13 protein-coding genes are annotated in these 25,332 nt (G+C 43.7%); 10 read left to right on the top strand and 3 right to left on the bottom strand.

Annotated elements, in window-relative coordinates:
* Positions 1–14 precede the first annotated feature (14 nt).
* The 9 genes from I2I13_RS13485 (at position 15) to I2I13_RS13445 (ending at position 16,877) form a co-directional block, all read left to right on the top strand.
* Entirely contained in the window at positions 15–1,850 is a 1,836-nt protein-coding gene (locus I2I13_RS13485) for a DUF4980 domain-containing protein (RefSeq protein ID WP_008651883.1), read from the top strand.
* 295 nt (positions 1,851–2,145) lie between these two features.
* Entirely contained in the window at positions 2,146–3,315 is a 1,170-nt protein-coding gene (locus tag I2I13_RS13480) for an MFS transporter (RefSeq protein ID WP_074556869.1), read from the top strand.
* 35 nt (positions 3,316–3,350) lie between these two features.
* Entirely contained in the window at positions 3,351–4,238 is an 888-nt protein-coding gene (locus I2I13_RS13475; RefSeq protein ID WP_004311736.1) for a carbohydrate kinase, read from the top strand.
* A 391-nt stretch (positions 4,239–4,629) separates the two neighbouring features.
* On the top strand, positions 4,630–10,212 hold the full coding sequence (locus I2I13_RS13470) for a carboxypeptidase-like regulatory domain-containing protein (RefSeq protein WP_195649704.1): 5,583 nt from the start codon (positions 4,630–4,632) through the stop codon (positions 10,210–10,212).
* Between the two features lie 4 nt (positions 10,213–10,216).
* Positions 10,217–13,087, top strand: coding sequence for a substrate-binding domain-containing protein (locus tag I2I13_RS13465; protein ID WP_334313154.1), 2,871 nt, complete (start codon positions 10,217–10,219; stop codon positions 13,085–13,087).
* A gap of 191 nt (positions 13,088–13,278) precedes the next feature.
* The gene (locus tag I2I13_RS13460) at positions 13,279–13,617 is read left to right on the top strand and encodes an MGMT family protein (RefSeq protein WP_099146077.1); all 339 of its coding nucleotides are present in this window, start codon (positions 13,279–13,281) and stop codon (positions 13,615–13,617) included.
* Positions 13,618–13,914: 297 nt separating this feature from the next.
* Entirely contained in the window at positions 13,915–15,141 is a 1,227-nt protein-coding gene (locus I2I13_RS13455; protein WP_008651874.1) for a glycine betaine/L-proline ABC transporter ATP-binding protein, read from the top strand.
* The gene (locus I2I13_RS13450) at positions 15,138–15,965 is read left to right on the top strand and encodes a proline/glycine betaine ABC transporter permease (protein ID WP_008651872.1); all 828 of its coding nucleotides are present in this window, start codon (positions 15,138–15,140) and stop codon (positions 15,963–15,965) included. Before I2I13_RS13455 ends, I2I13_RS13450 begins: the two co-directional genes overlap by 4 nt.
* Positions 15,966–16,013: 48 nt before the next feature.
* The gene (locus I2I13_RS13445; RefSeq protein WP_008651869.1) at positions 16,014–16,877 is read left to right on the top strand and encodes a glycine betaine ABC transporter substrate-binding protein; all 864 of its coding nucleotides are present in this window, start codon (positions 16,014–16,016) and stop codon (positions 16,875–16,877) included.
* Positions 16,878–17,042: 165 nt separating this feature from the next.
* On the opposite strand, the gene nifJ is transcribed toward I2I13_RS13445, so the two are convergent.
* Together nifJ and I2I13_RS13435 are read right to left on the bottom strand one after the other, a co-directional pair.
* On the bottom strand, positions 17,043–20,591 hold the full coding sequence (nifJ, locus tag I2I13_RS13440) for a pyruvate:ferredoxin (flavodoxin) oxidoreductase (RefSeq protein ID WP_008651866.1): 3,549 nt from the start codon (positions 20,589–20,591) through the stop codon (positions 17,043–17,045).
* A gap of 32 nt (positions 20,592–20,623) precedes the next feature.
* Positions 20,624–21,802 (bottom strand): ATP-binding protein, encoded by a 1,179-nt coding sequence (locus I2I13_RS13435; RefSeq protein ID WP_008651863.1) that lies wholly within the window; start codon positions 21,800–21,802, stop codon positions 20,624–20,626.
* Positions 21,803–21,964: 162 nt separating this feature from the next.
* On the opposite strand from I2I13_RS13435, the gene I2I13_RS13430 reads away from it, so the two are divergent.
* Complete coding sequence (locus I2I13_RS13430; RefSeq protein ID WP_195649702.1) at positions 21,965–23,164, top strand: hypothetical protein; 1,200 nt, start codon at positions 21,965–21,967, stop codon at positions 23,162–23,164.
* Between the two features lie 54 nt (positions 23,165–23,218).
* Here I2I13_RS13430 and I2I13_RS13425 read toward each other — a convergent pair whose 3' ends face one another.
* Positions 23,219–24,775: an ATP-binding protein gene (locus I2I13_RS13425; protein ID WP_195649701.1), complete on the bottom strand. Its 1,557-nt coding sequence runs from the start codon at positions 24,773–24,775 to the stop codon at positions 23,219–23,221.
* Positions 24,776–25,332 lie beyond the last annotated feature (557 nt).

Genomic DNA, 25,332 nt, shown 5'->3' with positions numbered 1-25,332 from the left:
TAATACCATAAAGCATGAATTTAAAACTCTCTTCCAAACAAATTCAAACCTTCGCGGTTTTACTTTGCATGATTGTGATGAATATCTCCCTATCCGCTCGCGCGGATAACTCTCCTCTATTAATAAAAGATTTAGGAGAAGGACATTGCCTTGTACGTGTCAACACTAATCAGAAATATCTGTTGTTGCCCGTAGAAGATGCATCTCCCGACGTGCGTATCCGCATGATTGTCGATAATAAGGAAGTGGATAACTTCGATGTCCGCCTGGCCATCCATAAAGTCGATTACTTTGTCCCGGTAGACCTTTCGGCTTATTCCGGCAAACAAATCTCTTTCAAATTTAAAATGAATTCGAACGATCCGATTCGTGTCAACCTTTCACCGGATAACACGGCTTGTTGCAAGGAAATGAAGTTGTCCGACACGTTCGACACTAGCAATCGCGAAAAGTTCCGTCCCACCTACCACTTCTCACCTCTCTACGGATGGATGAACGACCCCAACGGAATGGTATATAAAGACGGAGAATATCACCTGTTCTATCAATACAACCCATACGGTTCCAAATGGGGCAATATGAACTGGGGACATGCCATCAGCAAAGACCTCATCAACTGGGAACATCGTCCCGTAGCCATTGCGCCGGATGCATTCGGAACCATCTTCAGTGGTTCGGCTGTGGTAGATTCCAAAAACACTGCTGGCTTCGGTGCTGGCGCCATCATCGCTATTTATACCCAAAATGGCGACCGCCAAGTGCAGAGTATCGCTTACAGCACCGACAACGGACGCTCTTTTACTAAATATGAAAACAATCCCGTACTAGTATCCGAAGCACGCGACTTCCGCGACCCGAAAGTCTTCTGGTATGAAGGCACTCAACGCTGGATTATGACATTGGCAGTAGGGCAGGAGATGCAATTCTTCTCTTCTCCCAACCTGAAAGACTGGACATTCGAAAGTAGCTTCGGCAAAGGACAGGGTGCTCACGGAAACGTTTGGGAGTGTCCCGACTTGTTCGAACTTCCGGTAGAGGGAACGAATGAAAAGAAATGGGTATTACTTTGCAGCTTGGGCGACGGTCCTTTCGGTGACTCGGCCACTCAATACTTTGTCGGAACATTCAACGGAAAAGAATTTGTAAACGAATCACCCTCCAAAACCAAATGGATGGACTGGGGAAAAGACCATTATGCCACTGTAACTTGGAGTGATGCTCCCGACAACCGTCGCATCGCTATCGCATGGATGAGCAACTGGCAATATGCAAACGATGTTCCTACCTCTCAATACCGTAGCCCGAACTCTGTTCCTCGCGATTTGAGCCTGTTCACCGTAGATGGCGAGACTTATCTTCAGTCTGCTCCTTCTCCCGAACTGCTGAAACTGCGTGACATCTCCAAGAAACGCTCGTTTAAAGTGAACGGAACACGTACCATCAAAGACATGATTGCCGGCAATGAGGGGGCATACGAAATAGAACTGACTATCGAAAATCAACATGCGGATGTAATCGGCTTCCGTCTCTACAATGACAAAGGCGAAGAAGTGGATATGCAATATGACATGAAAGAAAAGAAATTCTCGATGGACCGCCGCAAGAGCGGAGATGTAGGTTTCAATGAGAACTTCCCAATGTTGACCTGGACGACCATTGAAAGTGGAAAAGACGAATTGAAACTCCGTCTCTTTGTCGATAAATCCAGTGTGGAAGCCTTTGGTGATGGCGGACGTTTTGTGATGACTAATCAGGTATTCCCGTCGGAACCTTACACTCATATCGACTTTTACAGTAAAGGAGGAGCGTATAAAGTAGAATCGTTTGTGATCTATAAGTTGAAGAAATAAGCTCATTCTTCTTACTCTATGCGCTCTTTTCTCGTTTCTTTAGAGTAGAATACTTCTTTCCTTATGGAAGAGTACGTCTGTCCTAGTGGAAGAGTTCTACTAAAGTGCGGAGACACTTTCCAAAAGCTACGGTTCTGTTAGTTCGTCACGGCCGTGGTAACCCAACAAGACCGTAGCTTTAAAGTAACAAGGAACGGGAGATACATCAACTATATAAAGGACTGATGCATACATTGCTATAGGGTTATGTGCTCCGCCCTATGGAAACAGAATTCATCATATAAAAGATAAAATAATGGAAAACAGTAAAAACTCTTCCCTCTCCAAACTAATCCCGGTGATGCTTTGCTTCTTCGCCATGGGATTCGTTGACCTGGTAGGCATTGCCTCCAATTACGTAAAGGCAGACCTCGGTCTGTCGGACTCACAGGCGAATATCTTTCCGTCACTGGTATTCTTCTGGTTCCTGATTTTCTCCGTACCCACCGGCATGCTGATGAGCCGCATTGGTCAGAAGAAAACAGTATTGCTTAGTTTGATTGTGACTTTCGCTTCTCTGTTGCTACCCGTTTTCGGCGACAGCTATATGCTGATGCTGATTTCTTTCTCCCTCCTGGGCATCGGAAATGCGTTGATGCAGACTTCTTTGAATCCGTTACTTTCCAATATCGTGCGTGGCGACCGCCTGGCAAGTAGTCTGACTTTCGGCCAGTTTGTGAAGGCCATTGCTTCTTTTCTGGCACCTTACATCGCCATGTGGGGAGCGACACAGGCCATTCCGACTTTCGATCTAGGCTGGCGCATCCTGTTCCCTATTTATATGATTGTGGCCGTCATCGCTATTCTTCTACTCAATGTCACACAAATTGAAGAGGAAAAAGAAGAGGGCAAACCGTCTACTTTCGGACAATGCATCGCCCTGCTTGGCAAGCCGTTTATTCTGCTTTGTTTCATTGGTATCATGTGTCATGTCGGCATTGACGTAGGTACGAATACTACCGCCCCGAAGATTTTGATGGAGCGCATCGGCATGGGATTGGATGATGCTGCTTTTGCAACCAGTCTTTATTTTATTTTCCGTACGGCAGGTTGCTTTCTGGGTTCTTTCATCTTGCGTAAGATGTCTCCGAAATCTTTCTTCGGCATTAGTGTGGTGATGATGTTGATTGCCATGATCGGTTTGTTTATCTTCCATGAAAAGGCAATTATCTATGCTTGCATTGCTTTGATTGGTTTCGGCAACTCTAATGTATTTTCCGTTATCTTCTCGCAGGCATTGCTTTATCTGCCGGGTAAGAAAAACGAAGTTTCCGGCTTGATGATTATGGGACTTTTCGGTGGGACGGTGTTTCCGTTGGCAATGGGAGTGGCTTCGGATACTTCCATGGGACAGAATGGTGCTATCGCCGTAATGACGGTGGGCGTGCTTTATCTCTTGTATTATACGTTCCGTATCAGAAAATAATTTTATAACTTTGGAAATAATAAAACCTGTATATCATGAATAATATAATTGTAGGAATGGGCGAAGCACTTTGGGATGTGTTGCCCGAAGGAAAGAAAATCGGTGGTGCTCCGGCAAACTTTGCCTATCATGTATCACAGTTTGGTTTTGACAGTCGTGTAGTGAGTGCCGTAGGCAGGGATGAACTGGGAGAAGAAATTCTGAAAGTATTCAACGAGAAGAAGTTGAAGATGCAGATTGAACAGGTAGACTATCCTACCGGTACGGTGCAGGTGACGCTCGATGACGAGGGCGTGCCTTGTTACGAAATCAAAGAGGGTGTGGCGTGGGACAACATTCCCTTTACGGATGAGCTGAAACGTCTGGCCTTGAGCACACGTGCTGTTTGCTTCGGTTCGCTGGCTCAACGTAATGACGTGAGCCGTGCCACTATCAATCGCTTTCTGGATACGATGCCCGATATAGACGGACAGCTCAAGATATTTGATATCAATCTCCGCCAGGATTTCTACTCTAAAGAGGTACTGCGCGAATCGTTCCGTCGTTGCAACGTATTGAAGATAAATGACGAGGAATTGGTAACTATCAGCCGCATGTTTGGTTATCCCGGTATCGACTTGCAGGATAAATGCTGGATTCTGTTGGCAAAATACAACCTGAAGATGCTGATTCTCACTTGTGGAATCAATGGCAGCTATGTGTTCACTCCGGGCGTTGTCTCTTTCCAGGAGACGCCCAAAGTACCGGTTGCCGACACAGTGGGTGCAGGCGATTCTTTTACGGCTGCTTTCTGTGCTTCCATTCTCAATGGAAAACCGGTGCCCGAAGCGCATAAACTGGCTGTCGAGGTTTCTGCTTATGTCTGCACACAGAGCGGTGCGATGCCCGAACTTCCGCAGGTTTTGAAAGATAGACTGATGTAATTCTTTTATTGATAGTAAGCATAGAGGTATATTTCATTTCGTGGGGGTGTACCTCTTGTTTTTTGTACGTACGAAAGATACAGGCATAAAAAAAGGAGCAACGCCTTGCTCCAACCTTTGTTAACCTTAAATCTAATACTATGAAAAACACATTGCAAAGATACGGACTTCTGTCAACTTTGCAAATAATCCAAATAAAAAGAGATGTTTTATAACATCAATTAAGTGTTTGTATCACGCTTTATACGTTTGTTAATGGTTTCTTGGGTAAGTATGGGGACTATTTTTACTTTTTTTCAGAGGATAAGATTGCGAATAATCGGATGATTTATAGCATACTCACAGTTTTATTTTCTATTTTTGTTCTCAATCAATCTATTTATCGAATACCATGAACACAATGCTATGCCAGCTAAAGAGCCTGTTGTTATTGGGAGTCCTGCTTTTTGCCAATGGAGCATTCGGACAACCGATGCTCTGGGACGATGCCTCTTCCGAAACGATCGTTTTCGAACTGACCAACAAAGAGGCCTTGAAACTTCTCAAAGGCAAACTCCGACAGAAACAGTGGAAAAAAATACAGCAGACTCCTTTTGCCCGTTTCACGGAAACTTGGAACAACCCTCCGGTCAAAGGGCATTTTCTGCTGGCTGATGTAGAGCGGAACGAAGTTCATTACCGTTATGCTCCGGTGATTCCTTTTCATGTTTTCCTTTTCAAGGAGTATGGTGTACTTACCTTGCAGGTGGTTGATGCCGGGGGAACAATCAGGAAAGATGCCAAAGTGCGGGTAGGCAGCAAGGTTGTTTATTACGATGAAGACAGTCAGACATATACTGACGATAACTGGTCCCAGAAAGAACAGCACATTTTGACGGTTGAAGTGGATAAGTTTCGTGCGGTATTCGATTTGAGGAAACACCTTGTACCACCCTGGTATAAAAATGATTATGACCGGCAAGATGCACCGGAGTTTTATAGTTACCTGATTACTGACAAGAATAAATACAGACCGGGCGAAACTGTCCGTTTCAAGTCTTATGCTCTCTCCGAACATAAACGCCCTTTGAAACAGGAACTTTCATTGTGGATGCGTGTCGGTTCTTCCTGGCGTGACTATAAGAAGATAATGTCCGTCGTCCCTTACCATCCGGGAGGCTTCGCCGGAGAATTCCTGTTGGCGGATTCATTGAATCTGAAGCTCGATCAGAGATATACTGTACAGCTTCGCGATAAGCGGGGACGCATCGTAGCCTCCACCAATTTCAAATATGAAGACTACGAACTGAACGGAAACAAGTTGTTGGTGAAGCTGGCTTCGAATGTGCAATATGCACCGCAGAGTAACCGCATGGATATCAGTGCAACGGATGCCAACGGACTTCCTTTGCGGGAGGTGAATGTAAAAGTGACTGTGGGCAGACAGCAGGTACTGAAGTCGTATGCGCAGATACTTTCTTTGCCCGATACACTGATGTCCGTGCAGGCGGAACTGGATGCTTCCGGGAAAGCCTCGGTAGATATTCCTGCTCGGATATTCGGAGCTTCCGATTGCTTCTATGCAGTGAATGTAGTTTTGCTTACGGCAGACAATAACCGTTTGGAGCAGCAGAGCAAAGCGACTTTCTACTATTCGTGCTATGATATGCAGTGCACTACGCAGGCGGATACCATTTGCTTTTCATTCTTCGACTTGGGAGTGGAGCGTCCTGTGGCAGCCGAACTGACCTATGGTGAAAAGAAAGAAGTGAAGAAAGTGCGTTTGCCCTATCGCGAACCGTTCAATCAGGCAGTGACGGACTATCGTTTCAAAATACCGGAAACAGGATATGAAACGACGATTGCTTCCGCCGCACTTGACTCCAAACTGGAACTGAATGGCGGCATAGAAAAAGATTCGTTCTGTGTCTCCCTTTCCAATCCTTTGCAGCTGGAGCTTTCCTGGTATGTGTATCAAGGCAACCGCCTGTTGCAGAAAGGTTCGGGAAAAGAGATGGAACACAAATCCGGAGAGATCGATCCCTCTTCCGTCTATTACGTAGAAGTATTTTATTTCATGGGGAATAAGGAATGTATGTTGAAACGCTCGTACACTTCACCCTCCGAACGGCTGGTGATTGAATCTGATTTGCCGGAACGAGTGTATCCCGGTCAGAAAGTGAAAACAAAACTGAACGTGACCAATATACAAGGGCGTCCGGTATCCAACGTCGATCTGACAGCTTTTGCGGTCAACACGCAGCTGGATTATCACGTACCTGATTTACCCTATTACGGGAGTGCACCCCGTCCACGCGAGCAACGTGCTTCCTACTCAATGAAGCAAAAAGAGTATCTGCATACGGCCACATTGGATTATCAGCATTGGAACCAGTTGCTTCATTTGGATAAGTTGCCTTATTATCAGTTTGCTTATCCTGCGGGAAAGCTGTTCCGTCAGACGGTTGACACACCGGATGGAACCACCCAGTTTGCTCCTTATGTGATGCTGAACGGACGAGCGGTGAATATCTATGTGATTGAGCAGAACGATGTTCCCTGCTATTTTTCGTGGACGGAACAGCCCAAGCAGTATTCTTTTCCTGTATTGCATCCTTCGGGAAAGCAGAAGATAACGTTGCGAATGCACGACAGGGCTTTCATCATTGATTCTCTGGCTTTCGACCGGGGCAAGAAAACGATTTTGAGTTTCGATATGAATCAGTTGCCGCAAGGAGTGGAAGTAGTCTGGTTGCGGCAGAAGAAAGGGAAATATGATGAGTATAAATTTACTTCGGAAGAGAAGAAGCGTTATGAACGGTATCTTTGCCGTCTTCCGGTGATGGATGGGGCGGTATATACTTCGCTCGAACATAATGGAAAGCAGTTTCCGGTTTCACTCATGGAGCTGTCGCGCTACAAGAAAAAGATATTGGCAGGTCCTGTGGAGCCGGGACCTTGGAAATATATGAATGGTGTGTTGTATCGGCATGAGGGAGGTTTCTCTTATGAATTCGAGGGCAATGTGGTTTATAAATATAAGGATGAGGAACTGTGTCCGGCTTATTTGAATTTTTCGTCTGTGGCAAAGATTCCGACTTTGAATGATTACCACTTATCACCGGAAAGATTCTGTAGTCTGGTGGCAGAACTTCGCAAGGGGAAGAGTTGGCATCCTACCCGGATTTATTTCTCCCTACCGGATAAGACGCTGAATTTCCGGCTTCCGGAAGAAAAAGATTCTACCGGAGTGGCTAATTTGCTCTTTAAAGACTGCACTACCGGAGAACTGGTTTATCCGGATACCTTGGTGCAGATGAACAGGATATACTCCAAATTTCCTGCCGGAACGTATGATGCGATTTTACTTTATAACAATGGAAAGTATCTGAAACAGGATGCTCTGAAGATACAATCATATACCTATCTGGATGTAGATATGGAGTCTCTGCCTCTACATGAACGTGATTCGTTGTCATCTGGGTGGCTCTTGCTGGGAAGAGGAATTGGCAGGATCGGTACAAACTTTCTTGGTCACAGGGAAATGAGAATCAGGCAGTATGTACGCAATTATGGCGGTAAAGTCTCCGGTTATGTGACGGATGCTACCGGAGAGCCTTTAATCGGGTGTAGCGTGGTGGTGAAAGGAACGACGGAGGGAACGATCACCGACATGGACGGATATTTTGAAATGGATTGTGACAGGGGAGGGGAGCAGCTCTTGTTTAGCTATGTCGGCTTTAAACAGCAGGAGATGAGAGCAACTCCCGGAGCCAATCTGTTGGTTACTTTGGAAGAAAATAGTCAGACGCTGGAGGAAGTGGTCGTTGTAGGATACGGCACGCGTTCAAGATATTCGTTGACGGGATCCGTTGCCGGACTAATGACTGGTTCTTCTTCTGCTGCTGCAACCGCACCTTTGGAGAAATTGGAGGAGCAGGATCGGGAAGCGAAAGAAGAAGCGGATACCGAACAGTTGTATAATGAACTTATGCAATTGAACGGCTTGCGTCGGAATTTTTCGGATGTGGCTTTCTGGCAACCTCGTTTGTTTACGGATAAAACCGGAACGGTACAGTTTGAAACAACTTTCCCCGATAACGTAACGAAATGGGAGACTGTCGTTTATGGTATGAACCGTCGTTTGCAGACGGGTACTTTCCGACGTTCCGTCCGCTCTTACAAACCGTTGATGGCGGAGTTGAAAACTCCCCGTTTCTTGGTGGAGGGGGATCAGAGTACGGTGGTCGGGACTATCCGCAATTATCTGGATGGGCAGCACATAGCCGGAAAAACACAGTTCTGCGTCGGAACGGATACATTGAAACGGCAGGAGGTGAGTTTCACGGAGGGATTTCATGAAACAGTGCCGATGCAGGCAGCTCATGCCGATAGCGTGACCATCAGCTATCTTTTCACTCGCGACGATGGCTATCAGGATGGAGAGGAATATACGATTCCGATACTACCACAGGGAACTGAATTGGCACAGGGCACATTGGGGATTCTGTCCGATGCAAAAACGGTCAAAGTGCAATCCGGCGAGGATGAAGAAGTGATAGTGAGTATCACCGATAATCAGTTGGATATCTATAAAGAATCGGTGAATTATCTGACAGGATACAAATATTTGTGCAATGAGCAGCTGGCATCCAAGTTGATCGGTCTGCTGGCTTACCAACAGTATATGCAGAGTAAGGGGGAAAAGGTGAAAGTAGACAAAGCGATCCGATCTATTATCCATCGACTGACGAATCATCAGAACAAACATCAGTTATGGTCGTGGTGGGGGAACTCTGAAAATACTTCTTTCTGGATGTCTGCGCATATCCTGCGGGCTTTGAAGATGGCGCAAGATGCAGGTTATCCTGTGGAGTTGAATCTGAATGGTTTGAAAGTGGAGTATGCTCATACGAGTCCTTATCGAGGAATGAAACTGGAAGATATAGAAATAGTTCATGCTCTTCATGAGTGGAAAGTGGAGGCGGATTATTCTTCGGCAGTCAGATTATTGGAACCTTTCGTCCGGCAATTGGAACAGAAAGAAGACTCGTTGGCAAATAGAAACAAGTATTATCGTCCTCTTTCCTACCTGAAAGAGAAACTGCTTCTCTGGGAAATCAAGCAACAGGTGGATTCGGTGAATGTGGGTGATAGTGTACGTCCTTATCTGAAAAAGGATCTGCTCGGAGGTGTTTACTGTGACGACGGACGGCGTACTTATTATTGGGAGGGAAATCAGCTGATAAATACATTGATAGCCTACCGGATTATTAAAAATGACTCTTCTCTGTGTAAGTTGAAAGAAAATATGCAATTGCATATTTTGCGGACTAAGGAGCACGGATGGAATACGTATCAGGCTTCTTCGGCTGTGACAACTGTTCTGACCGATTTGCTGGCAGATTCCGGAGGGATGTCAGGAACATCGGTATCTGTGAGCGGTAAGGATCACCAACGGATTACGGATTTTCCTTACCATACCCGGCTGACAGCAGGCGACAGTCTGCTTATTTCAAAAACGGGAAAAGAGCCTTTATTGTATAGTGTCTATTCAATGAAGCGTGTGATGGATGCTCGTCAGAGTGATGCTTTCAAGGTGGAGGCGACTTTGGACAAAGATTCTTTGGTGGCGGGTGTACCTGTTACATTGACAGTTACCTTGCAGGTGAAACAGGAGGGTGCGCAATACGTGATGCTTGAAGTTCCTGTTCCGGCAGGTTGTAGTTATGCCTCAAAACCTGTTAATTTCTCTCGTTCTGAAGTGTATCGTGAGTATTTTAAAGAGAAAACTGTTATCTTTAGCGAAAAATTACCGGTAGGTACTTATCAGTTTACGGTTCTTTTGCTTCCACGTTTTACTGGAAAATACACGCTGAACCCTGTGAAAGTGGAACTGATGTATTTCCCGGTGGTGAATGCAAATAATGCGGGGAGAGAAATTTGGATTACAGAAAGAAATACAAAAGATATACGAAAGAAAGGGAATGATTGAAGCGATGAAATATACGAAGTGGATAACAGTCTTGTTTTGTCTTTTGGGCTTGGCGGCCTGTCGGCAGGATGCGCCTCGTTTCCGTATTGGGGTGGCCCAATGCAGCGATGACTCTTGGCGGCACAAGATGAATGATGAGATTCTTCGTGAAGCGATGTTTTATGATGGAGTATCGGTTGAAATCCGCTCGGCGGCGGATGATAACCGTAAGCAGGCGGAAGATGTTCATTATTTTATAGATAAAGGAGTTGATTTACTGATAATTTCCGCCAATGAAGCGGCTCCCATGACTCCAATTGTGGAGGAGGCCTATCAGAAAGGAATACCCGTCATTCTTGTAGACCGGAAGATACTTTCTGATAAATATACTGCCTATATCGGTGCCGATAATTATGAAATAGGTCGTGCGGTAGGAAATTATATCGCATCAAGTCTGAAAGGGAAAGGGAATGTAGTGGAGCTTACCGGACTGGGTGGTTCCACCCCTGCCATGGAACGCCATCAGGGATTTATGGCCGCTATCAGCAATTATCCGGATATCAAACTGATTGATAAAGCGGATGCTGCTTGGGAACGTGAACCGGCAGAAGTGGAAATGGATAGTATGCTTCGCCGTCATCCGAAGATTGATGCGGTGTATGCACATAACGACCGTATCGCTCCGGGAGCTTATCAGGCTGCGAAGAAAGCCGGACGTGAAAAAGAAATGATTTTTGTTGGCATTGATGCACTGCCCGGCAAAGGAAATGGGCTTGAATTGGTGCTTGACAATGTGCTGGATGCAACTTTTATTTATCCGACTAATGGGGACAAAGTGATGCAACTGGCTATGAATATTCTTGAGAAGAAGCCTTATCCTCGCGAAACGGTCATGAATACTGCCGTTGTAGACCGCACGAACGCGCACGTTATGCAACTTCAGACTACCCATATCTCGGAACTGGATCAGAAGATTGAAACATTGAACGGACGTATCGGTGGGTATCTGTCGCGTGTAGCTACGCAGCAGGTCGTGATGTATGGCGGCTTGGTTATTCTTTTATTAGTAGCGGGATTGTTGTTGGTAGTTTATAAATCCCTCCGTTCCAAGAATCGCCTGAATAAAGAGTTGTCCGAACAGAAGAAACAAGTAGAGCAACAACGCGATAAACTCGAAGAGCAGCGGGATATTCTTGAAGAACAGCGGGACAAACTTGAGGAACAGCGGGATCAGCTTATCCAGCTTTCTCACCAACTGGAAGAAGCGACTCATGCCAAGCTGGTTTTCTTCACAAATATATCTCACGATTTTCGTACTCCACTGACATTAGTTGCCGACCCGGTAGAGCATTTACTGGCTGATTCGTCTTTGAATGAAGACCAGCGACGAATGTTATTGTTAGTTCAGCGAAACGTGAATATCCTCTTGCATCTTGTCAATCAGATTCTGGATTTTCGTAAGTATGAGAATGGAAAAATGGAATATACTCCTATTTCGTTAGACATTCTTTCTTCTTTTGAGGGATGGAACGAATCTTTCATGGCTGCAGCCCGGAAGAAACATATTCATTTCTCATTCGATTATATGCCGGATACGGATTACCGCACGTTGGCAGATGCAGAGAAATTGGAACGCATCTATTTCAACCTCCTTTCCAACGCTTTCAAATTTACTCCGGAAAACGGAAAAGTAACTGTACGCTTATCTTCCCTGACTAAAGACGATCATTGCTGGATTCGCTTTACCGTTGCCAATACCGGTTCAATGATTTCTGCGGAGCATATCCGGAATATTTTCGACCGTTTTTATAAGATAGATATGCACCATGCCGGTTCGGGTATTGGATTGGCATTGGTAAAGGCTTTTGTGGAATTGCATAAAGGTACCATCACGGTGGAAAGTGATGAAAAGCAGGGAACTATCTTTACCATTGATTTGCCTGTACAGACTTGCGAGACTGTTATTTCTGAAAACTTTCCGGCATTCTCTGTGCCTGCTACTTCTGTAACCTCCACCGATGCAGCAATCTCTGCCGTTGCTGGGGCTCCCGTAACTCCTGCAACTTCCGGTTATTCCGGTTCTTCGAGCTTGAATGATGCTTTAACTTACGAAGAAGAGGAATTGGAAAAAAGCTACGACTCTTCCAAACCTTGCGTTCTGATTATTGATGATAACGCTGATATTCGCTTATATGTGCACGGATTGCTCCATACCGATTATACTGTTATAGAAGCTGCAGACGGCTCGGAAGGTATTCGTAAAGCTATGAAATATGTCCCAGACTTGATTATCTCCGACGTAATGATGCCCGGAATAGATGGAATTGAATGTTGTCGTCGTTTGAAAAGCGAATTGCAAACGTGTCATATCCCTGTCATTCTGTTGACAGCCTGTTCTCTGGACGAACAACGGATTCAAGGATATGATGGCGGAGCAGACTCCTATATATCCAAACCTTTCAGTTCGCAATTACTGGTGGCACGTGTCCGCAACCTGATAGACTCACATCGTCGTCTGAAACAATTCTTTGGTGACGGGCAGACATTGGCCAAAGAAGATGTCTGCGATATGGACAAAGACTTTGTGGAGAAATTCAAGGCTTTGATTGAGGCTAAGATGGGAGACTCTAATCTGAATGTGGAAGACTTGGGCAAAGATATGGGATTAAGCCGTGTGCAACTCTATCGTAAAATCAAATCCCTGACTAATTATTCTCCGAATGAATTGCTTCGCATCGCCCGTTTGAAAAAAGCAGCTTCTTTGCTTGCTTCCTCGGATATGACAGTGGCGGAGATTGGTTATGAGGTTGGTTTCAGTTCTCCCTCTTATTTTACCAAATGTTATCGGGAACAGTTTGGAGAAAGCCCGACGGATCTGTTGAAGCGGAAAGGATAGCATTTATTTCTTTGATTGAGGTATAGTAAAAGTGTATGTACTATGTTTTAGGCGTGAATTGCGCAAACCTGGCGTACATACATATAGAAGAAACGGCTAAGGTTGGGGTGTTTATGATTGTAGAGGCGATATTATTTGCAGATTCTTTTCTTTTTATTTAGTTTTAGGAGTGAATAAGTAAAGTTTAGGTGATGAAAGATTATAAAGTAGACAAGGCGAGCCTTTCCGCATCCTTTTGTCGAGAGGTGTATCAGGTTGTCCGGGAAATTCCGGTAGGTAAGGTTTCTACCTATGGAGGAATCGCAGCATTATTGGGAATGCCTCAATGTTCCCGTATGGTGGGGCGTGCTTTGAAGCAGATTCCGGATGATTTATCTGCACCCTGTCACCGGGTTGTCAATGTGTCGGGACGCCTTGTACCCGGTTGGACAGAGCAAAAGCAGCTCTTGCTGGAAGAGGGGATTTCTTTCAAGCAAAATGGATGTGTAGACCTGAAAAAGCATCTTTGGAATTACTCCACTTCTGAATAAAATTTGCATGTTTAATCTATTTTCCTTACCTTTGTGCCAACAATATGCAAGAACAGACTGTTATTTATTTATGAAAATACTGTTTTTTACTGTTCATTGAGAGGATAATCTTATCAAATTCTATTCCTTTTAAACTACTCAGTCTGTTTTTTTATCATTAAGAAACTCATCGGATTGTCATGTTGCCATGTGACAGGATTGAACCATGCGGATATTCAACTTGTTTATCGTAAGTGAGAATAATGGACGCAGCAGTTGAGAACAAAACAAATATTATAATCTAAACCAATATATTATATGAGTAAAATAGAAATAAAGGATTTGTACCTTATCTTTGGTCACGAGAAGCAGAAAGCACTCAAGATGCTGAAAAAAGATAAGAGTAAGGCGGAAATACTGAAAGATACCGGTTGTACGGTAGGAGTGAAAGACGCCAATCTTTCAATAAATGAAGGAGAGTTTTTTGTGATAATGGGGCTCTCGGGAAGTGGAAAATCGACATTACTGCGTTGTATCAATCGTCTGATACGTCCTACAGCCGGACAAGTGCTTGTAAATGGAGTAGATATATCTAAAATATCCGAAAAAGAATTGTTGCAGGTTCGCCGGAAAGAGCTGGCGATGGTTTTCCAGAATTTCGGTTTGTTGCCTCACCGTTCTGTATTGAGTAATATTGCGTTCGGCCTTGAACTTCAGGGAGTGAAGAAAGAAGAGCGTGAAAAGAAAGCCATGGAAAGTATGAAGCTAGTCGGGCTGAAAGGATATGAGAATCAGATGGTAGGTGAACTTTCCGGTGGTATGCAACAGCGTGTCGGACTGGCACGTGCCCTGGCCAATAATCCCGAAGTACTTTTAATGGATGAGGCTTTCTCTGCGCTCGATCCTCTGATTCGCGTGCAGATGCAGGATGAACTACTGGCCTTGCAATCAAAGATGAAAAAGACGATTGTCTTTATTACCCACGACTTGAGTGAAGCGATTAAACTAGGTGACCGTATTGCAATTATGAAAGACGGAGAAGTGGTGCAGGTAGGTACTTCGGAGGAAATCCTGACTGAACCGGCTAACGATTATGTAGCCCGTTTTGTTGAAAACGTGGACAGGAGCAAAATTATTACCGCCTCTTCTTTAATGATTGACAAACCGTTGGTAGCCCGTCTGAAGAAAGAAGGTCCCGAAGTTTTGATTCGTAAGATGCGTGCGAAGAATATAACTGTATTACCAGTAATAGATGCCGACGATAAACTGGTCGGAGAAGTACATTTGAACGATTTGCTTAAGCTGCGTAGCAAACAGGAAAAATCCATTGAAGCGGTTGTGCGTAAAGAAGTACATTCAGTGTTGTGTGATACAGTGCTCGAGGATATACTTCCTCTAATGACAAAGAGCAATTCACCGGTATGGGTGATAGATGAAACACACGAGTTTTTGGGAACAATCCCACTTTCATCCTTAATCATAGAAGTGACCGGGAAAGATAAAGAAGAAATAAATGAAATAATTCAAAACGCAATAGACTTATGATAAATATAGGACAATATATAGAAATTGCCATCAATTGGATGATGGTACATTTTTCCACATTCTTTGATGCCGTGAATACAGGCATCGGTAGTTTCATTACAGGTTTCCAACACATTCTTTTCGGAATTCCATTTTATCTGACGATTTTGGTACTTGCCGCAATTGCATGGGTAAAGGCAGGACGGGGTATTTCCATTTTTACCGTATTAGGATTATTATTGATTTATGGAATGGGGTTTTGGGAGGCAACCATGCAAACTCTGGCTCTCGTTTTATCATCTACCTGCCTGGCTCTGATTTTTGGAGTACCTTTAGGAATATGGACAGCAAACAGTCCGCGTGCGGATAAAATACTTCGCCCTATTCTCGATTTGATGCAGACAATGCCTGCCTTTGTCTATCTGATTCCTGCTGTTTTGTTCTTCGGATTGGGAACAGTGCCCGGAGTTTTTGCGACAATCATATTTGCCATGCCTCCTGTGGTCCGTCTTACCGGGTTGGGAATCCGGCAGGTTCCTAAAAATGTAGTGGAAGCTTCCCGTTCGTTCGGAGCTACCCGTTGGCAGCTGTTATATAAAGTACAGCTTCCTTTGGCGCTGCCCACCATCCTGACTGGTGTAAACCAGACAATAATGATGTCACTTTCTATGGTCGTAATCGCTGCAATGATTGCTGCCGGTGGTTTGGGAGAAATCGTATTGAAAGGTATTACCCAAATGAAAATCGGACTTGGGTTTGAAGGTGGTATAGCAGTTGTTATTTTGGCTATCATTCTGGACCGTATCACACAAGGAATGGCAGGAAGAAAAAATAAACAGGATTAAAATGGAAAGAACTAACCCCAAAAGGACTAAAAACAGAAAGGAAGAAAAATGAGAATATATAAATTAGTAGGAATAGTACTGTCCGCTCTGCTTTTGCTAGCTTCCTGCACGAATTCCGACCCAAATAAGAAAAAAGTAAAAATAGCTTATGCCAATTGGCTGGAAGGCATTGCCATGAGTCATTTGGCTAAGGTGGTATTGGAGGAACATGGATATGAGGTTGAACTGCAAAATGCGGATCTTGCCCCTGTTTTTGTATCCATGTCTCGGAAAAAGTCAGACGTCTTTCTGGATGCCTGGCTACCGATAACGATGAAAGATTATATGGACCAATATGGTGATAGCATCGAATTCTTGGGTGAGGTATATGAAGAAGCTCGCATCGGGCTGGTCGTACCTGAATATGTCACGATTCAATCTATTAGTGAACTGGCAGATTATAAAGACCGTTTCTCTTCTGAAATAGTGGGAATTGATGCCGGGGCAGGAATTATGAAGACTACGGATAAGGCCATTGCTGCTTATGGACTTGACGGATATGCTCTTATGACTTCAAGTAGTTCAACCATGTTGGCATCTTTGAAAAAAGCGATGGATAAGGGAGAATGGATTGTCATTACAGGTTGGACACCACATTGGATGTTCGATCAGTTTGACTTGAAATTCCTGGATGATCCGAAGAAAGTATATGGAGATTTGGAAGAAATACATGCCATTGCCTGGAAAGGTTTCAGTGAAAAAGACCCGTTTGCCGCTGAATTTTTCGGTAATATCAAATTAACGACAGAAGAACTTAGCTCTTTTATGACAGCTATGAAGGATGCCCGGATGGATGAAGAAGAAATAGCCCGTAAATGGAGGGATGAACACCGGGAACTGGTTGATAGCTGGATACCGAAATCAAAGGAATAAATAGATGAATAGACTGATTAAATAATGCGAATCTGTAGTTGAATAAGAGTAAAAACGGTCTAAAATTGATTCAAAACCGGCCTAGATATGAAATTGGCTTAGACATAAAAAAGGGAGTCTGCTCAATGCATGACTCCCTTTTTATATTTATCTGAGTGTGATTAATTATTCAGCACCCCAGTTTTCTCTAGCCAAACGTTTGTAACTGTTATAACGCCATTTTGCGTTTTCTTCAGCAGCCTTGAACAGTTCTTCAGCTTCAGTAGGATATTGTTTCATTACAGAAGCGTAACGAACTTCACCCTTCAAGAAACCTTGGAATTCTTCCCAGTTCGGTTCTTTGCTATCCAACTGGAATGGGTTCTTGCCTTCTTCTTCCAAAGCAGGGTTGTAACGCCACAAGTGCCAGTAACCGCACTTAACGGCCTTTTCTTCTTCTTCCTGACTCTTACCCATACCTGCTTTCAGACCGTGGTTGATACACGGAGCGTAAGCGATAATCAAAGATGGTCCAGGATATGCTTCAGCTTCACGGATAGCTTTCAGAGTTTGAGCTTGGTCAGCACCCATAGCGATCTGTGCAACATATACATAACCATAAGTAGTAGCCATCAGACCGAGGTCTTTCTTACGTACGCGCTTACCAGCAGCAGCGAACTTAGCGATAGCACCTACCGGAGTAGCCTTAGAAGACTGACCACCTGTGTTAGAGTAAACTTCAGTATCCAGAACGAGGATGTTAACGTCCTTACCGGAAGCGATTACATGGTCAAGACCACCGTAGCCGATATCATAAGAAGCACCGTCACCACCAATGATCCACTGGCTGCGTTTAACAAGATATTGTTGCAGTTCAGCGATTTGTTTGCAGTGGTTGCATTTATCTTTGTTAGCTTCAACAATAGGAATGATCTTAGCAGCCAATTCCTTAGTCTTGTCTGCATCCAGCATATTGTTGATCCATTCAGCGAATAGTTCTTTCACTTCAGCAGGAGTACAGTCAGCAGCAATAGCTTCGTTCATCACTTTCACGATACGGGCACGCATCTTTTCGTTAGCCAATTCCATACCCAGACCGAATTCACAGAAGTCTTCGAACAGTGAGTTAGCCCAAGCAGGACCGTGTCCGTTTTCGTTTGTAGTATACGGAGTAGAAGGAACTGAACCAGAGTAGATAGAAGAACATCCGGTAGCGTTAGCAACCATTTCACGGTCACCGAACAATTGAGAAATCAATTTCACGTACGGAGTTTCACCACAACCAGAGCAAGCACCAGAGAACTCGAACAACGGAGTAGCGAACTGTGAGTTCTTCACGTTAGACTTGATATCAACAAGATGTTGTTTAGTCTTCACGTTTTCAGCACAGTAAGTCCAGTTGTCAGCTTCAGCCAATTGGCTTTCGAGGTGTTTCATTGTCAATGCTTTGCCACCTTTCTTCGGATTACCCGGACAGATGTCAGCACAGTTACCACAACCCAGACAGTCGAGAACGTCAACCTGAATACGGAATGTCATACCATCGAATACTTTACCTACCGCTTTCAGTTGTTCGAACTTAGCACCCTTCTGCTCTTCAGCATCGAGTACGAACGGACGGATAGAAGCGTGAGGACAAACGTATGCACACTTGTTACATTGGATACAGTTTTCAGGATTCCATTCGGGAACGAATGCGGCTACACCACGTTTTTCGTATTTAGAAGTACCTTGATACCAAGTACCGTCTTCGATACCCTTGAATGCAGATACTGGCAACAAGTCACCGTCTTGTGCATTGATCGGACGAACTACTTCGTTGATGAATGCAGGATCATTGTTTTCAGCTTTAGCGTCATCCGGCAGGTTAGCCCAAGCAGGATCAACAGCCAAAGTCTTGTATTCACCACCACGGTCAACGGCAGCATAGTTCTTGTTGACAACGTCTTCACCCTTCTTACCGTAAGACTTAACGATGAATTTCTTCATCTGCTCAACAGCTTGTTCTACAGGAATAACGCCTGTGATACGGAAGAAGGCAGATTGAAGGATAGTATTGGTACGGTTACCTAAACCAATTTCCAGTGCAATCTGTGTTGCGTTGATATAGTATACAGAAATGTTGTTCTGTGCGAAATATTTCTTAACCTTGTTAGGCAGGTTCTTAGCCAGTTCTTCACCTTCCCAGATTGTGTTCAGCAAGAAAGAACCGTTCTTACGCAAACCACGAGTTACATCGTACATGTGCAGGTAAGCCTGAACGTGGCAAGCTACGAAGTTTGGAGTATTAACCAAATAAGTGGAACGGATCGGAGTGTCACCGAAACGCAGGTGAGAACAAGTGAAACCACCAGATTTCTTAGAGTCGTAAGAGAAGTAAGCCTGGCAGTGTTTGTCGGTGTTGTCACCGATAATCTTCACAGAGTTCTTGTTAGCACCTACTGTACCGTCAGCACCCAAACCGTAGAATTTAGCTTCGAACATACCTTCGCCGCCTAAAGCGATTTCTTCTTTTTGAGGAAGAGAAGTGAAAGTAACGTCGTCTACGATACCGATAGTGAAGTGGTTCTTTGGCATTGGCATAGCCAAGTTTTCGAATACTGAAAGGATTTGAGCAGGAGTAGTATCTTTTGAACCCAAACCGTAGCGACCGCCAACGATAACCGGAGCATTTTCTGCACCGTAGAAGCAGTCTTTAACGTCAAGATAAAGAGGCTCACCGTTAGCACCCGGTTCTTTAGTACGGTCAAGAACTGCGATAGTTTTGGCAGTCTTAGGTACAGCGGCCAGGAAGTGCTTAGCAGAGAACGGACGATACAAGTGTACGGCAACCATACCCACTTTTTCGCCGTTTGCTACCAAGTGGTCGATAGCTTCGCGGGCAGCTTCTGTTACAGAACCCATAGCGATAATTACGCGTTCTGCATCTTCTGCACCATAGTAATCGAACAAACCGTATTTACGACCTGTAATCTTAGAAATTTCATTCATGTATTCTTCTACGATAGCAGGAACTGCTTCATAGTAGTTGTTGCATGATTCACGATGTTGGAAGAAATGGTCAGGATTTTCAGCCATACCACGAGCTACCGGTTTCATCGGATTCAGTGCGCGGGCACGGAATTCTGCCAAAGCTTCCTGGTCGATCAGCGGAGCAAGATCATCATTTTCCAACATTTCAATCTTTTGGATTTCGTGAGATGTACGGAAACCATCGAAGAAGTTCATAAATGGAACGCGGGATTTGATGGTAGCCAAGTGAGCAACACCAGCCAAATCCATAACTTCCTGTACAGAGCCTTCAGCCAACATCGCAAAGCCAGTCTGACGAGCTGACATTACGTCTTGGTGGTCACCGAAGATACACAATGCGTGAGAAGCCAATGTACGAGCAGATACATGGAATACGCAAGGCAAGAACTCACCGGCAATTTTGTACATGTTAGGGATCATCAGGAGAAGACCCTGAGAAGCAGTGTAAGTAGTAGTCAACGCACCAGCCTGAAGAGAACCGTGAACTGCACCGGCAGCACCACCTTCAGATTGCATTTCCTGTACCAATACTGTTTCGCCGAAGATGTTCTTACGTCCTGCGGCAGCCCATTCGTCTACGTACTCAGCCATAGTCGAAGAAGGAGTGATGGGGTAGATAGCCGCTACTTCAGAGAACATATACGAGATATGTGCTGCAGCCTGGTTACCATCACAAGTGATGAATTTCTTCTGTTTAGTCATAACTAAATTAAATATTTAAGTAAATAAATCTTTTAATATAAAAAGCCGAACATCCAGAGAGGTATCTGGTTGCCCCGACCTATTTCAGCCTTATGCAACGCGTACGTCACATTCGGATTGTTCTTGATCTTTGCGCCTTCCTGGCAAATTTTGAACGGCATTACTTCGTCCACCATAAAAGAGACGTTTTTATCTCCTTTATGTACCTTATGGTCTTTCCATAAAGAATTTGCAAAGAATGTGTCGAGCACATCCTGCTCCTCCACTTTCACCGGATAGATGGAGTACATCAGGTTGGAGTTGTGCATCATTATCTTCGACGGTTTTTTAGGGAATTCTTCCCCTTTCGGATAAACCAGATTAATGAGTCGCGCATCTGCCAGATACTTGATATAGTTCATCACCGTGGCGCGAGATGTCTGTATGTCGCTTGCCAGTTGGCTCACATTCGGAGCCTTCGGTCCGTCGACAGCGAGCAAATATAGCAATTTTTTTATCTTTGAAAGATATTTCAGTTCAATTTGTTTGATGAGCAGGATATCTACTTCTACCATCATGTTCATTGTTTTCAGCAGATTCTCCGAAAAGTTACGCTTCTCGAGGAAGAATGGATAGAATCCATGATGCAGGTAATCCTGGAAGTAATCCAGCGGACGAACTTTGGAGAGTACTCCTTTGGCAATCTGTTCGTGAGTGCTAAGAATTTCTTCGAGGCTGTATGCCCTGAATTTCATGCCTGTCTGCAAGTTCAGGAATTCACGGAAAGAGAATCCGCGCAGGTTATAGCTCTTTGCAATATCACGCAGTTCAAGATTTTCCTCTTTCAGTCGCATTACGGATGAGCCGGTAAAGACAATCTTCAAATTAGGAAAACGGTCGTAACACATGCGCAACTCTCTGCTCCATTCCGGGTGTTTGAACACTTGGTCGATCAACAATACTTTTCCACCACGTTTCTGGAATTCGTTAGCAAAATCTACAATGCTGTGGCCAGAGAAGTAGAAGTTGTTCATGTTGATGAACAGGCAGGAGCGGTCGTTCCCGAATTTTTCTTTGGCGTATTGGAGAAGGAAAGTGGTTTTTCCTACGCCACGTGTCCCTTTGATACCAATCAGGCGGTCGCTCCAGTCGATCTCGTCCATAAGATCGCGGCGAACGGGGGCATTGGTGTGCTCAACGAGGTAGGCGTGTGTGCGATAGAATGATTCCATTTCAGTTCTTTGTTTTTCGGGTGGCAAATATACTGCTTTTTTTAGGATTTGCAAAGTAGAGATGGCAAAATTGTGCTTTTAATTCCAACTTTCTGTTTATTGTAGCTATTCCTGATTATTTCCTGTATATATTTGCAGAATAAAGTTTTGAATTCGTTTAAAATGACAAAAAAGGCTCTTTATATATTCAATCCGGAACATGATTTGGCGTTAGCCAGCGGTGAAACAAACTATATGGCACCGGCTTCCGCCCGGCAAATGGCATCCGAATTGGCTTTGTTGCCGATGTGGTATGCGGAAGAGGGAAGTGTTGTATTGGCTCCTTCCGCTTATAATCTCGACTATGTGAAGAAGATACAGGAATTATTAGGACTTTCGGTTGATTTGATGACAGAACCTGAACTTGCTTCCGAGCGGAATTTGGATATTCATCCTTGGGGCTGGGATATAGCAGTAAGAAAACGACTGTTGGATTTGGGAGTGGAAGAAAGCGAACTTCCTTCTATTGAGCAATTGGATAAACTGCGTTCTTGTTCCCATCGTTCCTGCGCTGTGGAACTATTACCACAGTTACAACTGGGAGCTTGTTTTTGTGGAGAGTCTTTTTACCTGACGATTCCCGAAGAATGGAAGTCATTTGTAGAATCACATGATACTTGTTTACTGAAAGCTCCTTTATCCGGTAGTGGAAAAGGATTGAACTGGTGCAAAGGTGTATATACTCCTTCCATTTCCGGTTGGTGCTCACGCATTGGCAATCAGCAAGGAGGTGTTATTGGTGAACCTTTATATAATAAGATGGAAGATTTCGCTATGGAATTTCGTTCTTCGGGTAACGGTAGATTTGACTTTGCCGGATATTCTCAATTCCGTACGGGTGGGAGTGGGGCATATGAGGGTAATTTGCTGATTTCGGATGCTGCCATCGAACGGAACCTTTCGGAATATATCCCTGTTGAAGAAATTTATAAGCTGCGTAACCGTCTTGAACAAGAGTTGCTTCTTCGGTTCGGAACTATTTATAATGGTTATTTGGGAGTGGATATGATGATCTGCCGTTTCCCGGATTCCCCTGTTTATCGTATTCATCCCTGCGTGGAAATCAACTTGCGGATGAATATGGGAGTGGTGGCGCGTCATATATATGACCGTTATATATATCCTGTTTCGACAGGAGCTTTTCAGATAAGCTATTACCCTTCGGAAGGAGCAGCCTGGAGCGCACATAAAGAAATGGAGGAGACTTATCCTTTGGAGATAGAACAAGGAAGAATAAAATCAGGCTATTTGCCATTGGTGCCGGTTCATAAAAAAAGTAGTTATCGGGCGTGGGTTCTTATCTCAAAAAGCGTACATTTATAACTTTATGCATGGCATACATACATGCATCCATCCATACAGTGGTATAAAGTCTGATTATTCTACTTCTTTCACCAGCCATTTTTCTATATTCCGGGTCTTTGAGCTGAAATTAACCCCAACCTTTACAATCTTACGATTATCTTTTGCAAAGGGTAGTATATATCTTTTTTCTTCAATTTGCTGAAGAGCTTCTTCCGCACTTCCGTCAAATTTGAATTCCATTACATAAATGTATTTATCAGTTTGTACAGTAAGATCAATGCGTCCGTCAGAGGTGTGATACTCTGCCTGTACATAGAACCCCAGTAATTTGCTGACGATAAATAATACATTCTGATAATGTAATTCCAAATCGCGTATCAGTTCGTAAGGAGTGTCGGCAAAGAGACTCTGCAGACGTATGAAGAAGTCCTCATAATTACCTTCTTCTACATCATGGACGAATTCTGTAATGTAGAAAGCGGTCTTTCCTTCGTCGATTGAAGTATAAAAAGGGACTAGGTATTTAATGAATCCCTCTTCTACTTCCCGGTTGGGGAATCCTAAATAGTAGATACCGAAACGTTTATCATAATCTTTGATGGTAAGATAACCACTCTGATAAATCACGGGCACAGGATTCTTGGAAGAAGAATCAATACTATTCAGCGTATCGGAAGTCGCTTTATCATTGGCCAATTGGTGTAAGTCATAATTATCCCGTTTCAGAAGTTTGACGAGATAGGAAGGAGTACCGGTTTCAAACCAGTAATTACCGAATGACATAGAGTCGAATGTATTCAGTAAACTGAAAGGGTTATATATACCTGCCGAATCGAAAGTAAAGTGGTATCCGTCATAGCACTCTTTCAATTCTTGGCACGTCTCTTCATAGCTCATGCCTTGCGTATCTGCAAGGATATGTAAATCCGTCTCTAAATAATGGTGGATTTCTTCGTTTGTGATACCGCAAAGTTCGGTATACCGTTTATCCATAGAAATATCTTTAAGATTATTCAAATCGCTGAATACACTCACTTTCCCGAACTTTGTCACTCCTGTGAGAAAAGCGAATTGAATATACTTATCCATCGTTTTGAGTACTGAATAGAACGCTTTTAAAGTATCACGATAACTATCCTGCAATTCTTCATTCCCAATGGCCTGCAACATCGGCTTGTCATATTCATCAATGAGAATCACTACCCGCCGACCACTCTGTTCAGCGGCGCGGCGAACAATGCCGAGAAAACGGAGAGGTGCACCTATTTCCACCGGATTGGATCCATATAGCGATTCCCATTCATCCAGCTTCATGTTAAGTATATTATCCAAACTTTCGGGGCTGTCATACTTCTGCGTATTTAAGTCGAGATGCAGAATGGGGTATTGAATCCAGTCTTTCTCCATTTTTTCAACAGCAAGACCTTGAAATAGCTCCTTTTTGCCTTGGAAGTAAGCTTCGAAAGTGGATAGAAGAAGGCTTTTCCCAAAACGCCGGGGACGGCTAAGAAAGTAGTAGGAACCGGATTTTACCAGTTCATACACGAATGAAGTTTTGTCTATATAAAGATAATTTTCTTTACGCAATTTTTCAAAACTCTGTATTCCGATGGGATAAAGCTTCTTCATAATATTCTTGCTTTTGTTTATTCAAGTAACAAAGATAATAATTCTTCTGTTTATCTATGCCGCTAATGATCATTTTATATGTTTCATTGGTTATCATTCTTTCTGTCAACTTCCGCTTCCCTGCAAAAGATTTTTCATTTTCATTTCTCATATTCTCATAATGTTCGCATAAAGCAGAGATTATCAGATAGATAGTCTATGAGAAATGATTTCTAAATAGGCATTTCTCATACTACTATGGCAAAATATCGCAGGATTCAGGTCATTTCTCATACTCGTTAGAGGTATTTCTCATCGTATTCTGTCGCATTTCTCATTCACAGAAGGGATGGCTTTCTCTGTGTACTGTTCTCTTATTCCTACGCAATAGCATCTTGCAAACAGTTCATTGTTTATTTGTATGAAATGTACTATTTAATCATTTGTGAATCACTAAGTTATACTGTTTTTTATAAGGAGGATCTCATTCGTTCCACTCTACAGGGCAGACGCATTAAAAATCATTATCCTGTAAAAGTTTTGATAAATATTTTTCATCCCACCCAGCTTTTAGCCTT

Source organism: Bacteroides sp. D55t1_190419_B8, assembly GCF_015558905.1.
In the GTDB taxonomy this organism is placed as follows: domain Bacteria; phylum Bacteroidota; class Bacteroidia; order Bacteroidales; family Bacteroidaceae; genus Bacteroides; species Bacteroides vicugnae.
Note: the sequence above shows the minus strand (reverse complement) of the source record. Positions and strands in the feature narration are given on the sequence as shown.

Excerpts from the sequence above, each read along its gene's own strand:
- I2I13_RS13470 (WP_195649704.1), top strand. The coding sequence starts at position 4,630 with ATGAACACAATGCTATGCCAGCTAAAGAGCCTGTTGTTATTGGGAGTC.
- I2I13_RS13460 (WP_099146077.1), top strand. The coding sequence starts at position 13,279 with ATGAAAGATTATAAAGTAGACAAGGCGAGCCTTTCCGCATCCTTTTGT.
- I2I13_RS13435 (WP_008651863.1), bottom strand. The coding sequence starts at position 21,802 with ATGGAATCATTCTATCGCACACACGCCTACCTCGTTGAGCACACCAAT.
- I2I13_RS13445 (WP_008651869.1), top strand. The coding sequence starts at position 16,014 with ATGAGAATATATAAATTAGTAGGAATAGTACTGTCCGCTCTGCTTTTG.
- I2I13_RS13455 (WP_008651874.1), top strand. The coding sequence starts at position 13,915 with ATGAGTAAAATAGAAATAAAGGATTTGTACCTTATCTTTGGTCACGAG.
- I2I13_RS13485 (WP_008651883.1), top strand. The coding sequence starts at position 15 with ATGAATTTAAAACTCTCTTCCAAACAAATTCAAACCTTCGCGGTTTTA.
- I2I13_RS13465 (WP_334313154.1), top strand. The coding sequence starts at position 10,217 with ATGAAATATACGAAGTGGATAACAGTCTTGTTTTGTCTTTTGGGCTTG.
- nifJ (WP_008651866.1), bottom strand. The coding sequence starts at position 20,591 with ATGACTAAACAGAAGAAATTCATCACTTGTGATGGTAACCAGGCTGCA.
- I2I13_RS13450 (WP_008651872.1), top strand. The coding sequence starts at position 15,138 with ATGATAAATATAGGACAATATATAGAAATTGCCATCAATTGGATGATG.
- I2I13_RS13425 (WP_195649701.1), bottom strand. The coding sequence starts at position 24,775 with ATGAAGAAGCTTTATCCCATCGGAATACAGAGTTTTGAAAAATTGCGT.
- I2I13_RS13480 (WP_074556869.1), top strand. The coding sequence starts at position 2,146 with ATGGAAAACAGTAAAAACTCTTCCCTCTCCAAACTAATCCCGGTGATG.
- I2I13_RS13430 (WP_195649702.1), top strand. The coding sequence starts at position 21,965 with ATGACAAAAAAGGCTCTTTATATATTCAATCCGGAACATGATTTGGCG.
- I2I13_RS13475 (WP_004311736.1), top strand. The coding sequence starts at position 3,351 with ATGAATAATATAATTGTAGGAATGGGCGAAGCACTTTGGGATGTGTTG.